This window comes from Alloyangia pacifica (genome assembly GCF_003111685.1).
In the GTDB taxonomy this organism is placed as follows: domain Bacteria; phylum Pseudomonadota; class Alphaproteobacteria; order Rhodobacterales; family Rhodobacteraceae; genus Salipiger; species Salipiger pacificus_A.
In genome coordinates this window covers 365180-377815 of record NZ_CP022190.1, presented here as the reverse complement: position 1 = coordinate 377815, position 12636 = coordinate 365180, and the positions used below count along the sequence as shown (strand labels likewise).

Annotated in this window: 12 protein-coding genes; 3 read left to right on the top strand and 9 right to left on the bottom strand. The window is 68.9% G+C overall.

Annotated features, from left to right (window positions below; all coding sequences use genetic code 11):
• Complete coding sequence (locus CEW88_RS14770; RefSeq protein ID WP_108968398.1) at positions 1 to 945, top strand: hypothetical protein; 945 nt, start codon at positions 1 to 3, stop codon at positions 943 to 945.
• 19 nt (positions 946 to 964) lie between these two features.
• Here CEW88_RS14770 and CEW88_RS14765 read toward each other — a convergent pair whose 3' ends face one another.
• Positions 965 to 1918: a class I SAM-dependent DNA methyltransferase gene (locus tag CEW88_RS14765; RefSeq protein ID WP_254694513.1), complete on the bottom strand. Its 954-nt coding sequence runs from the start codon at positions 1916 to 1918 to the stop codon at positions 965 to 967.
• A gap of 271 nt (positions 1919 to 2189) precedes the next feature.
• Complete coding sequence (locus CEW88_RS14760) at positions 2190 to 2966, bottom strand: DUF1013 domain-containing protein (protein ID WP_108968396.1); 777 nt, start codon at positions 2964 to 2966, stop codon at positions 2190 to 2192.
• 142 nt (positions 2967 to 3108) lie between these two features.
• Between CEW88_RS14760 and CEW88_RS14755 the strand changes: the two genes are divergently transcribed.
• Both CEW88_RS14755 and CEW88_RS14750 read left to right on the top strand, forming a co-directional pair.
• On the top strand, positions 3109 to 3741 hold the full coding sequence (locus CEW88_RS14755) for a ribonuclease T2 family protein (RefSeq protein WP_108968395.1): 633 nt from the start codon (positions 3109 to 3111) through the stop codon (positions 3739 to 3741).
• Between the two features lie 576 nt (positions 3742 to 4317).
• On the top strand, positions 4318 to 5343 hold the full coding sequence (locus CEW88_RS14750) for a hypothetical protein (protein ID WP_108968393.1): 1026 nt from the start codon (positions 4318 to 4320) through the stop codon (positions 5341 to 5343).
• A gap of 114 nt (positions 5344 to 5457) precedes the next feature.
• Here the strand turns inward: CEW88_RS14750 and CEW88_RS14745 are convergent, their stop codons facing one another.
• The 7 genes from CEW88_RS14745 to CEW88_RS14715 form a co-directional block, all read right to left on the bottom strand.
• Complete coding sequence (locus CEW88_RS14745) at positions 5458 to 6732, bottom strand: SPOR domain-containing protein (protein WP_108969840.1); 1275 nt, start codon at positions 6730 to 6732, stop codon at positions 5458 to 5460.
• 69 nt (positions 6733 to 6801) lie between these two features.
• On the bottom strand, positions 6802 to 7431 hold the full coding sequence (gene upp / locus CEW88_RS14740) for a uracil phosphoribosyltransferase (protein WP_108968391.1): 630 nt from the start codon (positions 7429 to 7431) through the stop codon (positions 6802 to 6804).
• Complete coding sequence (locus CEW88_RS14735) at positions 7428 to 8450, bottom strand: adenosine deaminase (protein ID WP_108968389.1); 1023 nt, start codon at positions 8448 to 8450, stop codon at positions 7428 to 7430. The genes upp and CEW88_RS14735 overlap by 4 nt, the downstream gene beginning before the upstream one ends.
• Positions 8447 to 9655, bottom strand: coding sequence for a phosphopentomutase (locus CEW88_RS14730; RefSeq protein ID WP_193989089.1), 1209 nt, complete (start codon positions 9653 to 9655; stop codon positions 8447 to 8449). The genes CEW88_RS14735 and CEW88_RS14730 overlap by 4 nt, the downstream gene beginning before the upstream one ends.
• Entirely contained in the window at positions 9652 to 10941 is a 1290-nt protein-coding gene (locus CEW88_RS14725; protein ID WP_108968385.1) for a thymidine phosphorylase, read from the bottom strand. The genes CEW88_RS14730 and CEW88_RS14725 overlap by 4 nt, the downstream gene beginning before the upstream one ends.
• Complete coding sequence (locus CEW88_RS14720) at positions 10941 to 11333, bottom strand: cytidine deaminase (protein WP_108968383.1); 393 nt, start codon at positions 11331 to 11333, stop codon at positions 10941 to 10943. Before CEW88_RS14720 ends, CEW88_RS14725 begins: the two co-directional genes overlap by 1 nt.
• A 144-nt stretch (positions 11334 to 11477) precedes the next feature.
• Positions 11478 to 12620 (bottom strand): alkane 1-monooxygenase, encoded by a 1143-nt coding sequence (locus CEW88_RS14715; protein ID WP_108968381.1) that lies wholly within the window; start codon positions 12618 to 12620, stop codon positions 11478 to 11480.
• Positions 12621 to 12636 lie beyond the last annotated feature (16 nt).

The window sequence follows — 12636 nt, the reverse complement described above, 5'->3', positions numbered from 1 at the left end:
ATGATCCGCGCAACCGCCCCCCTCCGCCTCGCTTTTCTCGCCGCTCTGCTTCCCTTCGCCGCCCAGGCGCAGGAGGCCACGGTCCCCGTGCTCGACCCGGCGCCGCTGTCGCAGGTCGACCTGCTGTCGCGCGAGATCGGCTTCGGCATCGGCCGTAGCGCGGTGACCAGCCGGCGGGACGGGTTCTTCCTCGGTGGCTATGCGGCGGGCGGGCGCACCGCGCCGGACCACGCGCAGGACTCGGAGTACGACAGCCGGGGGCTGGTGCTGGGCTGGGGCTTCGAGAACGGGCTCTCGGCCTTCGCGGGCTATGCGCAGGGCGCGTCCGATCTCGACGACGATATCCACGAGGCGCGCATCCGCTCCTATTTCCTTGGCACCGGCTACGCGGGATCGTCGAACGGCGTGAGCTACGGCGGCGCACTCTTCATGAGCCGCACCCACAACAAGCTTTCGAGCCCGGCCTCGGCCTCCGGCAGCACCGACCACGACGGCCGCACCCTCGGCCTCAGTCTGCGCGGTGAAACCCTGCTGCGCGAGGGCGCGGCGCCGGGCACCGGGATCGACCTCGTGGTGACGGGCGACGTGCTGCGCCATGCCACGGGCGATTACGAGCTTGCCCGCAAGGGCGGCGAGATCCAGAGCCGTGTCACCTATTCCACCGCCTTCCGCGCCGAGCTGGGCGCGCCGATGCGCGCGGTGGGCGGGATCCTGCGCCCCTATGCCGCCTACACCGTCTTCGGCGGTGACCAGGACGAGATGACCTATGTCACCGAGACCGGCAGCCGCAGCTTCGACGCCAGTGAGCTGCTGAGCGAGGACCAGCTTTCGCTCGGCCTCGACTACGGCACCACCGACGGCCGCGGGCTGGGCGGGCGGCTCGAGGCGGCCTCGAACTTCGCGGGCGACAGCGCCCTGCGCCTGCACCTCAGCTTCGGCTTCTGAGCCGCGCCGCGGCGCCGGCCTAGACCAGCGCCTCGGTTTCCCCGTCGCCTTCGCGGTCGAGCACGCGCGCAGGCGCACGTGCGGTGACCAGCAGCGCCGCCACGTCCTGCCCGCGGTCCTGCCGCAGCGCGCAGCCGGTCAGCGTCACCTCGGCAAAGCCCGCCTCAGCCATCAGGCCGGTGATATACGCCCGCGAATGGGCGAAGCGGCGGCTCTCGCGCAGCTGCACCGGGGCCTCGCCGAGTTCCAGCGTGAAGGCGATCTGCCCGTCTGGCGCCAGCGCCCCGGCGCACCAGCCGATCACCCGCTCGAGCGCGCCGAGATAGATGAAGACATCCGCCGCAAGGATCAGGTCATAGCGTGGCACGATCGCCGACATCTCGGCGATGTTGCGTTTCTCGAGCGCGTCGTAGACGCCCTTCGCCGCGGCTTCGGTCAGCATCTTTGAGGAAATGTCATAGCCGTCGAGCCGGTCGCAATGCGGCCGCAGCAGCTCGCCCATCAGCCCGGTGCCGCACCCGAGGTCGAGCGCGTGCCGCGCCCGCATGAAGCCCTGCGCCTTCAGCGCCGAGAGCAGCAGTTCGGGACCGCGGTAGTTCAGCTTGCCGACCAGCGAGCGCTCGAAGCGCGGCGCGTATTGGTCGAAGAGCAGCTCGACGAAGGCCGCAGGCATGCTCTCGGCCACCGGCACGCCCCGCAACAGGTCGCGGCGCAGCCCGGCGCCCAGCGGATCGCGGGGGTCGGCGGCCACGGCCTTGTCCCAGGCATCGGCAGCGGCATCGACCTCGCCCACGGCCTCATGATACTCGCCGAGACGGAACCAGCCCGCGGCCCAGCCCGGCACCAGATCCATCGCCCGGCTCAGCGCCTCGATCGCGCCGCCGTAATCGCCCAGGTGGGCCATGGTCTCGGCAAAAGCGGCGCGGCGCTCGGCAAGCGGATCACCACAGGGAAAAGACGTTCCCAGCATCATTTATCTGTCCAAAGGGGCCCGCTCATTTGCCGGTAATGGCCACGCGGCGGGCGACACGCTGCACCGCCTCGGGGTGCATCATCGCGGGCGATATCCGGTCGCGAGATCTCCGTCAATCGGGCGCGCAGGCGGCTGACGCAAAGGTAAAAGACCTGTGTCTGCCGGGGCAGTGATCCGGCCCGGCGGCGCTGCGCGGCGGCCCGCGCCTCGGCATGGAAAAGGCCCGCCGCAAGGCTGCGACGGGCTCTCGAGTGGTCAGCGGACGCGCCTGTCAGCCGCGCGGATCGTCGCTGTCGTCCTCGTCGTCATCCTCGTCGCTCGAGGGCAGGTTGAAGAAGCTGTCCGCATCCGAGAAATCGCTCGGGCCCTTGTCTTCTTCCTCGTCGTCCTCGCCGCGCGGATCGGAGAGCGAGAAGGTCTCGAGACCCTCGATCGCCGTCGGCAGGCGCGGCTCGTGGCTGTCCATGCCGAGGCTCTGCTCGGTCGACACCAGCTTGCGGCGCTCGTCGTCGGTCATCACCTCGTCGCGGTTCTTCGCGGCCTTGGCCACGGCGGCGTCAAGCTCGGACTGGCGGCACAGCCCCAGCGCGACCGGATCGATCGGCTGCATGTTCTGGATGTTCCAGTGGGTGCGCTCGCGGATCGACTGGATCGTCGGCTTGGTGGTGCCCACCAGCTTGGAGATCTGGCCGTCGGTCAGCTCGGGGTGGAACTTCACCAGCCACAGGATCGCGTTCGGACGGTCCTGGCGCTTCGACAGCGGGGTGTAGCGCGGGCCGCGGCGCTTGTCCTCGTCGACAGCGGCGGGGTTGTACTTCAGCTTGAGCCTGGCGAGCGGGTTCTTCTCGGCCTTGTCGATCTCGATCTGCTCGATCTGGTTGTTGGCGACCGGGTCAAAGCCCTTCACGCCGCCAGCCACGTCACCGTCGGCGATGCCTTGGATTTCCAGCTCGTGCATGCCGGTGAAGTCGGCAATCTGCTTGAAGGTCAAAGTGGTGTTGTCGACGAGCCAGACAGCGGTCGCCTTGGGATGCAGCAGTTTTGCCATGGGTCATCTCCTTACGTAAATCTTCTCCCCTCCCCCAAGGCGTTGGCCTCGGGAGGTCCCGGATTACTTCTCCAGGACGGGTTACCGTTGTCGGGGAACTTCGGGCCTATATAGTCTCGCGGAACCCAAGAGGGAAGAGAAAATGCGCTGGCTGCTGATCCTGCTCGTCTCCGTCACCTGTGCCACGCCCGCCCGGGCCGAGGGCGACCGCGCCGGGGTGTTCGACTACTACGTGCTGTCGCTGAGCTGGTCGCCGACCTGGTGCGCGCTCGAAGGCAAGGCGCGGAACTCGCCGCAATGCGACCGCCCGCTCGGCTGGGTGCTGCACGGGCTCTGGCCGCAATACACGCGCGGCTACCCCTCCTATTGCGACAGCTCCGCCCGCCCGCCGAGCCGCAAGGAGACCGCCGCCATGGCCGACATCATGGGTACGGCGGGGCTGGCCTGGTACCAGTGGAAGAAGCACGGCGCCTGTGCAGGACTCTCGTCGCAGGACTACTTCGCGCTCGCCCGCCGCGCCTACGAGGGTGTCACCCGCCCCGAGGTGCTGCGCCGCCTCGATGCGCCGGTCAGCCTCCCGGCCGAGGTGATCGAGGAGGCCTTCCTGCAGGCCAATCCCGGCTGGGAGCCGGACATGCTGACCATCACCTGCCAGTCCGGCCGCATCCAGGAGGCGCGACTGTGCCTGTCAAAGGCGCTGGAGCCCGTGCCCTGCGGCCAGGACGTCGTTAAGGATTGTCGCCTTCCGAACGCCCTTCTCGATCCCGTGCACTGAGTGCATCTTGCTCTGCAGGCGCGCCCGGGAAGCGGGCGGCGGCAGGCAGATACGACGTGCGTCTGTAGAGGTGGGGCGGGATCAAAAAATGCCAGAGGGTGTACCCGAACCAAGATCAAATGCTTGCCAGCATAAAGAAAACGGAAACGATCATAGGAGCGGTTCACCCCCTGGCACGGTCGCAAGTGTACGAGGTCGCGACCGTGCAGCCAGTCAAATCGCGAACTTCTTAACAAATGGTTAACGAAATAGTTAATCGCCCTTAAACGAACATATTTTTTCGGACCGTCGCCACGATCGCCGCAGCCCTCAGCCGAAGCCCGAGATGATCATGCCGCCAACCCTAGCCGCGCCACGCCGCGCCGGGCTGAACATCGGCAACCCCCGGGAACCCGCGTCTTTTTCGCAACCGTGACCGCACAGCGGCGCCGCGCGCGGGCCGCGCCGCGCGGCAGAGATTGCTCCCGCTGGGGGAGCTTGATAATCAGAGGCGAAGACAAGGCAGAGCAGCGGGCCCCCCGGCCCGGACAAGCGCCCCAGAAACGCCCCGAATATCGCCGAGAACGCACCCCGAGCATGACAGCCCTCAAGGAGTACCAGCGCCTCGAAGCCACCGCGCTCTGGCGGCCCGAGCCGGACGCGCAGCGGCGCGAGGTGATCCTGTCGATGGGGGATGCCACGCTGACCGTGTCGGACGTCTCGGGCCGGGCGCTGTCGCATTGGTCGATGGCCGCCGTGGTGCGCGCCAACAAGGGCCGCAGCCCGGCGCTCTATCATCCCGACGGTGATCCCGGTGAAACGCTGGAGCTGGCCGAGGACGAGAGCACGATGATCGACGCCATCGACCGGGTGCTGCGCGACATCGAACGGCGGCGTCCCAAGCCCGGGAAGCTCCGCCTGCGCATGATCATCGGCGTTGCCGCGCTGGTCGCCGCCGGAATCCTGCTCTGGCTGCCGGGCGCGCTGCTCGACCATGCCGAGCGCGTCGTGCCCCGCGCCAAGCGCGTCGAGATCGGCCAGGCCCTGCTTGGCCAGATCACCCGAGTCTCCGGTCGTCCCTGCGGCACAACCGAGTCTGCGCGCCCGCTGCGCCACCTCGCCGCGCGGGTGCTGGGCGAGGCGCGGCGCGGCGATCTGGTGGTGCTCAACGACGGGCTCCGCGACACGGCGCATCTGCCCGGCGGGATCATCCTGCTGAGCAGCGATCTGCTCGAGGACTACGAGGACCCGGACGTCGCGGCGGGCTACATCCTTGCCGAGTCGTTGCGCGCCAAGCAGTCGGACCCGCTGGGCGATCTGCTGCGCCATGCCGGGCTCTGGTCGAGCCTCAAGCTGCTGACCACCGGCTCGCTGCCGCGCGGCACGCTGGAAAGCTACGCCGAGGTGCTTCTTACCCGCCCGCAGGTGCCGGTGCCGCTCGACGCGCTGCTGGAAGGCTTCGCGAAGATCGAGCTGCGCAGCTCGCCCTATGCCTATGCCCGCGACATCACCGGCGAGTCGGTGCTGCCTCTGGTCGAGGGCGATCCGCGCGCCGCCGAGGGCAGCGTGCCGGTGCTGAGCGATGCGGACTGGGTGCGGTTGCAGGGAATCTGCGGCGGCTGACGGCGCGGCGCCGCTCGCGGAGTGCGCTCGGCCCGGTGACGCAAGGCCCGGGTGCTGCCCCCGACGCGCTGCGCGCGCCTCCACCGGCAATTTTCGTCCAGCAGAAAGCTGTGCTCAGCGCAGGGTCGCGCTGCGGTAGCCCGTGGCCTGGACCTTGGCCAGCGCGAGGCTGGCGGCGCGCGCGTCGGAATAGGGGCCGACCCTCAGGCGGCGCAGGCCGTCGGACTTGCGCAGCAGTTCCTGCACCGGCAGACCCGCCGCCTGCAGTCGGCTGCGCGCCTGTCCGGCGCTTTCCGCCGTGGCGAAGGCGCCGATCTGCACGTAGCGCAGCGCCGGACCCTCGTCGGAAACGCTGTCGGAGGCCGCGGCGACCACCGCGCCGGTGGTCGAGGGCGCGGGGCGCAGCGCCGGGTCGCCCTCGAGACGCACGCGCGGGGCCACGGCGGTCACCACGGTGCCGGCGGTCGAGGCATGGGGCACCTCGTGGGTCCAGACGCGCTGGGTGTCGTAATACCCCTTGACCGTCTGCAAGGCGCGGTGCGGGTTCAGCCGGTCGTCCTCCCAGGCCGGACGATATCCGGCGGGGACGATCACGCGTTCGGCGCGGCCGTCCTCGTAGACGTGGCGCGGCAGGATGCGGGTGCTGCCGGGCACCAGGAGCTTGCCGTCCTGCCAGCTGCCGGTGCCATTGCCGTTGTTGTAGTAGACCTTCTTGCCGGGCGCGGGCGCCTCGCCGCGGCGCACCTCGGTCGCATAGGGCGCCGCCTGAGGACCGCAGCGCAGGGTGCGGCCGTCGCTGATGATCTCGCCGCTGAAGCCGGGGGTGCAGGCGCCGCCGACAAGCGCCCCTGCAGGGACCGCCGCGACCGACCCCGCCGGCGCGGCCGGAACTCTGGAAACCACCCGCGGCGCCGGGGCGGCGGGCGGCTTGGAGGCCGGAGCTTTGACCACGGCTGCGGGTTTCGAGGCGACCGTGGCCATCGGCTGCCCGGTGGCACGGCTCGGGGCCGGCGCGGCTACGGCCTGAACCGGCTTGGGCTTGGGTTTGGACGCCGGCGCGGGCGCGATCACCGGGGCGGGCTTGGCCGCGGGCGCCTCGGCGGCGGCGGTGCGGCTCTGGCCGGACAGGCTGGGCGCATAGCCGCAGACCGGCTCGCCAGCGCGGCTGACCCGCGGCACCCAGATCACCGCGTCATCGAAACCGGCGCGGATGAACACGCAGCCGCGGCTGTCGACGTATTGCGCTTCGGTATAGCTGGCAGGGGGCACTTCTGCCGGAGTGCTGATCGTGTCGATCCGCTGAGCCAGCACGGGGGCGCCGATGAGAGCGGAGCCGATCGCCGTGCCGAATGTGAGAATGGCGGAACTTGCCGAAACCTTGATACGCATGTCGCCCCCCGGGAAGCTGCGCGGCCAGCATTGCATGAGCGCCGCGCAGCTGTAAAGCGTTGAGGGGGCTTATTTTGTGCCGAACATGCGGTCCCCCGCATCCCCTAGTCCCGGAACGATATAGCCTTTCTCGTTGAGCTTTTCGTCGAGCGAGGCCGTGATGATCGGAACGTCCGGATGCGCCTCTTCCATGCGCTTGACGCCCTCGGGCGAGGCGAGCAGGCACAGAAAGATGATGTTCTGCGCGCCGGCCTGTTTCAGCAGGTCGATCGCGGCAACCGAGGAATTGCCGGTGGCGAGCATCGGGTCGACGGCGATCACCGTGCGGTCCTCGAGGTTCTTCGGGACCTTGAAGTAATATTGCACCGGCTCCAGCGTCTCCTCGTCGCGGTAAAGCCCGACGAAGCCGACGCGGGCGGCGGGGATCAGCTCGAGGATGCCGTCGAGCAGACCGTTGCCGGCGCGCAGGATCGACACCAGTGCCAGCTTCTTGCCCTCGATGGTCGGGGCCTCCATCGCGCAGAGCGGGGTCTCGATCTGCTTGGTGGTGACGGGCAACTCGCGGGTGACCTCATAGGCCAGCAGCAGGGAAATCTCGCGCAGCAACTTGCGGAACGACGCGGTGGAGGTGTCCTTCTCGCGCATCAGGGTGAGTTTGTGCTGCACCAACGGGTGTTCGACGACGGTCAGGTGTTTCATGCGCTCTCCAGTCTTTTCAGCAGCGCCTCGCGCGTGTCGGCCGAGCAGAAGGCCGCATCTGCGGAGGTCTTGGAAATCTCGATGAAGTCCTCTTCTTCCCATCCGAAGGTGCGTGCAAGGTTTTCGTACTCCTGCACCATGGTGGAATGGAAAAACGGCGGGTCATCCGTCGACACGGTGACCCTGACGCCGCGATCGCGCAGCTTCTGGATCGGGTGCGCGGCCAGCGAGGGGTAGACACCGAGCCGCACGTTCGAGCCGGGGCAAACCTCGAGCGTGATGCCGCGCTCGGCGATGAGATCGACCAGCGCCGGATCCTCGATGGCGCGCACGCCGTGACCGATGCGCTCGACCCCGAGATCCTCGATCGCGCGTCGCACCTCGGCCGCGCCGCGCCATTCGCCGGCATGTGTTGTCAGCCGCAACCCGGCCTCGCGGGCCATGTCGAAGCTGTAGGCAAAATCGCGCTGCTCGCCGCGGTTCTCGTCGCCGCCCATGCCGAAGCCGCAGATCCAGTCGCCCGCGGTCTCGGCGGCGCAGCGCGCCGCGGCCTTGGCCTTCTCTGGGCCGAAGTGGCGCACGCAGGTGACCACGCCGCGCAGGGTGATGCCCATCTCGCGCTCGGCGCTGTCCGCCGCGTCCTGCATGGCGTGCAGATACTCGCGCCACGCACCCAGATCGCCGCCGCCGCAGAAGTCGGGCGAGATGAAGGTCTCGGCGTAGATCACGCCATTCTTCGCGCATTCCTCGAGCACGGCGCGGGTCAGCCGGGCGTAATCCTCGGGCGATTTCAGCACCGAGGTGGCCGCCTCGTAGACCTCGAGGAAATGCACGAAGTCACGGTAGATGTAGGAGCCATCCTCGGCGAACACGCCGTCGAGGCGCACCTTCTTCTCCTGCGCCAGCCCGCGGATGAAGGACGGCGGGGCTGCGCCCTCGATGTGCAGGTGCAGCTCGACCTTGGGCAAGCCCTTGATCCGGTGCAGGCTTTCCTCGTCGTGGTCTCTTGGGTCTCTCAAAGGAAGCTCCTTCCCGGTCCTTGTGCGGGCACCTTGAGGTGCGCCGCGATACTTGCCGCCACATCGGCGAATGCGATCTGCCCGATCTGCCCTGCCCCGCGCCCGTACACAAGCACCGGGACCCTCTCGCGGGTGTGGTCGGTGCCCGTCCACGTGGGATCGTTGCCATGATCGGCGGTGATCAGCAGCAGGTCGCCCTCGCGCAGGCGCGGCAGCAGCTTCCCGAGCTCCACGTCAAACCATTCCAGCGCCCGGGCGTAGCCCGAAACGTCGCGGCGGTGGCCATAGAGGCTGTCGAACTCGACGAAGTTGGCAAAGGTAAGCGCGCCGTCCTCGGCGCTGTCCACGAGATCGGACAGGTGCCTCATGAGCGTGGCATCATCGCCCTTGCGGACCTCGTCGATGCCCTGCATCGAGAAGATGTCGCCGATCTTGCCGATGGCGTAGACGCGCCGCCCGGCGTCCTGCGCCCAGTTGGTGAGGATCGGTTCCGGCGGCATGATCGCGTAATCGTGCCGGTTGGTGGTGCGCCTGTAGCGGCCCGGTGCGCCGACGAAAGGTCGCGCGATGACCCTTCCCACCTTCATCTCGTGCAGGGTTGGCGCGATCTTCTCACAAAGATCGAGCAGGCGCTCCAGCCCGAAGCTCTCTTCATGCGCGGCGATCTGGAAGACGCTGTCGGCAGAGGTGTAGCAGATCGGCCAGCCGCTGCGCTGGTGCTCCGGGCCGAACTGGTCCAGCATCACCGTGCCCGAGCCGTGGCAGTTGCCGAGCGTGCCCTCGACCCCGGCGATCTCGCAGACCTCGGCCAGCAGCTGCGCCGGAAAGACCGGCTGCGCGACGGCGAAGTAGTGCCAATCCCAAGGGACGGGCAGGCCCGCCAGCTCCCAATGCCCGGAGGGCGTGTCCTTCCCCTTCGACCTCTCGGAGGCTGCGCCCCAGAGCCCCGAGGGCTCCGCGCCGAGCCCCGGCACCGCCTCGCCGCTGGCCAGCCGCGTGGCGACCCCCATCCCCAGAGCATCCAGCACCGGCAGCCGCAGCGGCCCACTGCGCCCCTCCTCGGCGCGCCCTTCGGCGCAGGCCTGCGCGATATGCGCCAGCGTGTTCGCCCCGGTGTCGGGCACGCCCGCGTTGAAATAGGAGGCCGCATCCGGCGCGCCGCCGATGCCCACCGAATCCATCACCAGCAGAAATGCCCGCATCAGGCGATCCTTTCCCGCACCAAGGGGCCGACGTCCGGCGCCTCGCCGATCCGGACCGCCGCCGTGACCGCCCGCGCCGCCGCCTGCGCCGCCTCCGCGCTGGCCGCGTGGACCCGCGCCAACGGCTCGCCCTGTTCGAGTGACTGTCCGAGCCGCACCACCCGGGACAGCCCCACCGAGGGATCGACCGGATCGCCCTCGACCTCGCGCCCGCCCCCAAGATGCACGACGGCGAGCCCCAGCGCCTCGCCGTCCATGGCGGCGACGTGCCCCGCCCCGGGCGCAGGCACGTCGACCACCACCGGCGCCTGCGGCAGCATCTCCTGCCAGCCTTCGACAAAATCCACGGGCCCGCCAAGCCCATGCACCATGCGCCCGAACCGCTCCGCCGCCGCGCCGCTTGTCACGCTCTCGCGCAGCCGCGCTTCGCCGCCGTCGATCCCGGCCCCCGCCAGCAGCTCGGCGCCGAGCGCCACGGAGAGCTCCAGCAGCGGCCCTCCGGCGCCCTCGGTCAGCACCTCCATGGAGGCGCGCACCTCCAGCGCATTGCCAAGCGCATCGGCGAGCGGCTGGTCCATGCCGGTGATCAGCGCCGTCGTCCGGCAGCCCGCCGCATTCGCGGTGCCGACCAGCGAGCGCGCCAGCGCCCGTGCCTCCGCCATGGTCTTCATGAAGGCGCCGGAGCCCACCTTCACATCCAGCACCAGCCCCTCCAGCCCCGCCGCCAGTTTCTTAGACAGGATCGACGCGGTGATGAGATCGAGCGACTCCACCGTCGCGGTCACGTCGCGGATGGCATAGAGCCGCTTGTCCGCCGGGGCGATCCCCTCCGAGGCCGAGACGATGGCGCAGCCCGCCTCGCGCAGCACCGCGCGCAGCCGGTCCTCCGAGGGGTCGGTCACGTAGCCCGGGATCGCCTCGAGCTTGTCGAGCGTGCCGCCGGTATGGCCGAGCCCGCGCCCCGAGATCATCGGGACGTAAGCCCCGCAGGCCGCCAGCATCGGCGCCAGCACGAGGCTCACGCAGTCCCCCACACCGCCGGTCGAATGCTTGTCGAGCACCGGCCCGGGGAAATCCCAATGCAGGACGTGACCGCTGTCGCGCATGGCCAGCGTCAGCACCGCCCGCGCCTCCTCGGAAAGACCGCGCAGGCAGACGCCCATGGCAAAGGCGCCGGCCTGCGCCGCGCTCACCGTGCCATCGGCAAGCCCTTGGGCGAACCAGCGCAGCCCTTCGTCGGAAGGCGGCTCGCCCCGGCGCAGCGCCGCGATGACCGTGCGCGCGTCCATCAGACGCGGTCCATGTGCCCCGCACCGAAGGCGCCGGGCAGCAGCTCGCCGACGGTGGTCTCCAGCGTCGCCCCGTCGGTGGTCGCGAGCGTCACCTTGGCATGAGACTTGCCGAACTCCGCGAGCTTCTGCCGGCAGCCGCCGCAGGGCGGCAGCGGGTGCTCGCAATCGGCGACGACATAGGCCTCGAGGAACTCGGTCTCTCCCGCGGCGACCATGGCGGCGATGGCGCCGGCCTCGGCGCATGTGCCCTCGGGATAGGCCACGTTTTCGACGTTGCAGCCGGCATAGATCGTCCCCGAGGGCGCCAGCAGTGCCGCCCCCACCTTGAACTTCGAATAGGGGACATAGGCGTTTTCACGCACCGCGCGGGCGGCTTTCTCGAGCGACATGGCGCACCTCATTGAGATTCTCCGCCCATGTTGCTGAGCGCACAGGCTGATTGCAATCCCCGCGCCCCCGCCGCCCCTTCTTCCAGGCCGAGATATCCCGCGGGAATGCGGGGATGTCGAACCCCGGCCGGCGCACCGCCCGCCTCAGGCCGAGCCCTTCGGCAGGGGCATGCGCGCCTTGTTGTACGCCGACCAATCCTCGATCTCCGGGTACCAGCTGCGCCGCCAGGCCCGCACTTTCGGATTCATCACCCGCCGCCAAACCGGCGGCACCATCGCCGCCATGGTCATCACCGGATAGCCGTAGGGCAGCTGCGGCGCCGCGCTCTCGGCGTAGCTCTGCAGCAGCGGGAAACGGCGGTCGGGCTTGTAGTGGTGGTCAGAATGGCGCTGCAGGTTGATCAGCAGCCAATTGGTCGCCGTATGCGCCGAGTTCCAGGAATGGTGCGGCTTGACGTGTTCGTAGCGCCCCTCGCCGAGATATTTCCGGGTCAGCCCGTAGTGTTCGACGTAATTGGTCAGCTCGAGTTGCCAGATCGCCACCCCCGCCTGCACGAGGAACAGGGCAAGACCTCCCCAGCCGCCGAGCGCCATAGCAAGCCCCAGCATCGCCAGTTGCAGCACGAGATAGAGCCAGAACGGGTTACGCCGGTGCCACCACGGCAGCCCTCGGCGGGCCAGAAGCCCCTTCTCGGCGCGAAAGGCGGAGACCGGGCATTCGCGCAATACGCGCGGGTAATAGCGGTGAAAGCCCTCGTTGTAGCGCGCGGTAACGGGATCCCGCGGCGTGCCGACCCAAAGGTGATGCACCAAGAGGTGCTCGGAGCGGAAATGCGAGTAGAGCACCATGGCCAGCAGCCAGTCCCCCAGCCGCCGTTCGAGCCTGTTGCGCTGGTGCACAAGCTCGTGGGAGTAGACGATCCCCACCGTGCCGGTCATCACCCCGGTGCCGAAAAAGACGCCGAACTTCTCCCAGGTGGTCAGGGCCTGGTTGCCAGACACGTACCAGATCAGCGCAAAGAGCATGACGAACTGTACCGGCGCCCAGAGCATCACCCCCGCGCGGTACCAGAAAAGCGCGCTCTCCTCGGTTTGCGGATCTGCGTTTTCCGTATTGAGCCCAAGCGCCGCATCCAGTGCCGAGAAAAGATACCAAGTGGCCAACGGCGGCAAGATCACCCAGAGCCCGCCATTCAGCGCGCCGATCCAGATCAGCACAGGCAGCAGGTAGACCAGCCAAAACGGTGCGGCGGCGGTCCAGCGCGCCAGCTTCGTCGAAGAGATCATCGCCCCGGTTTCCCTC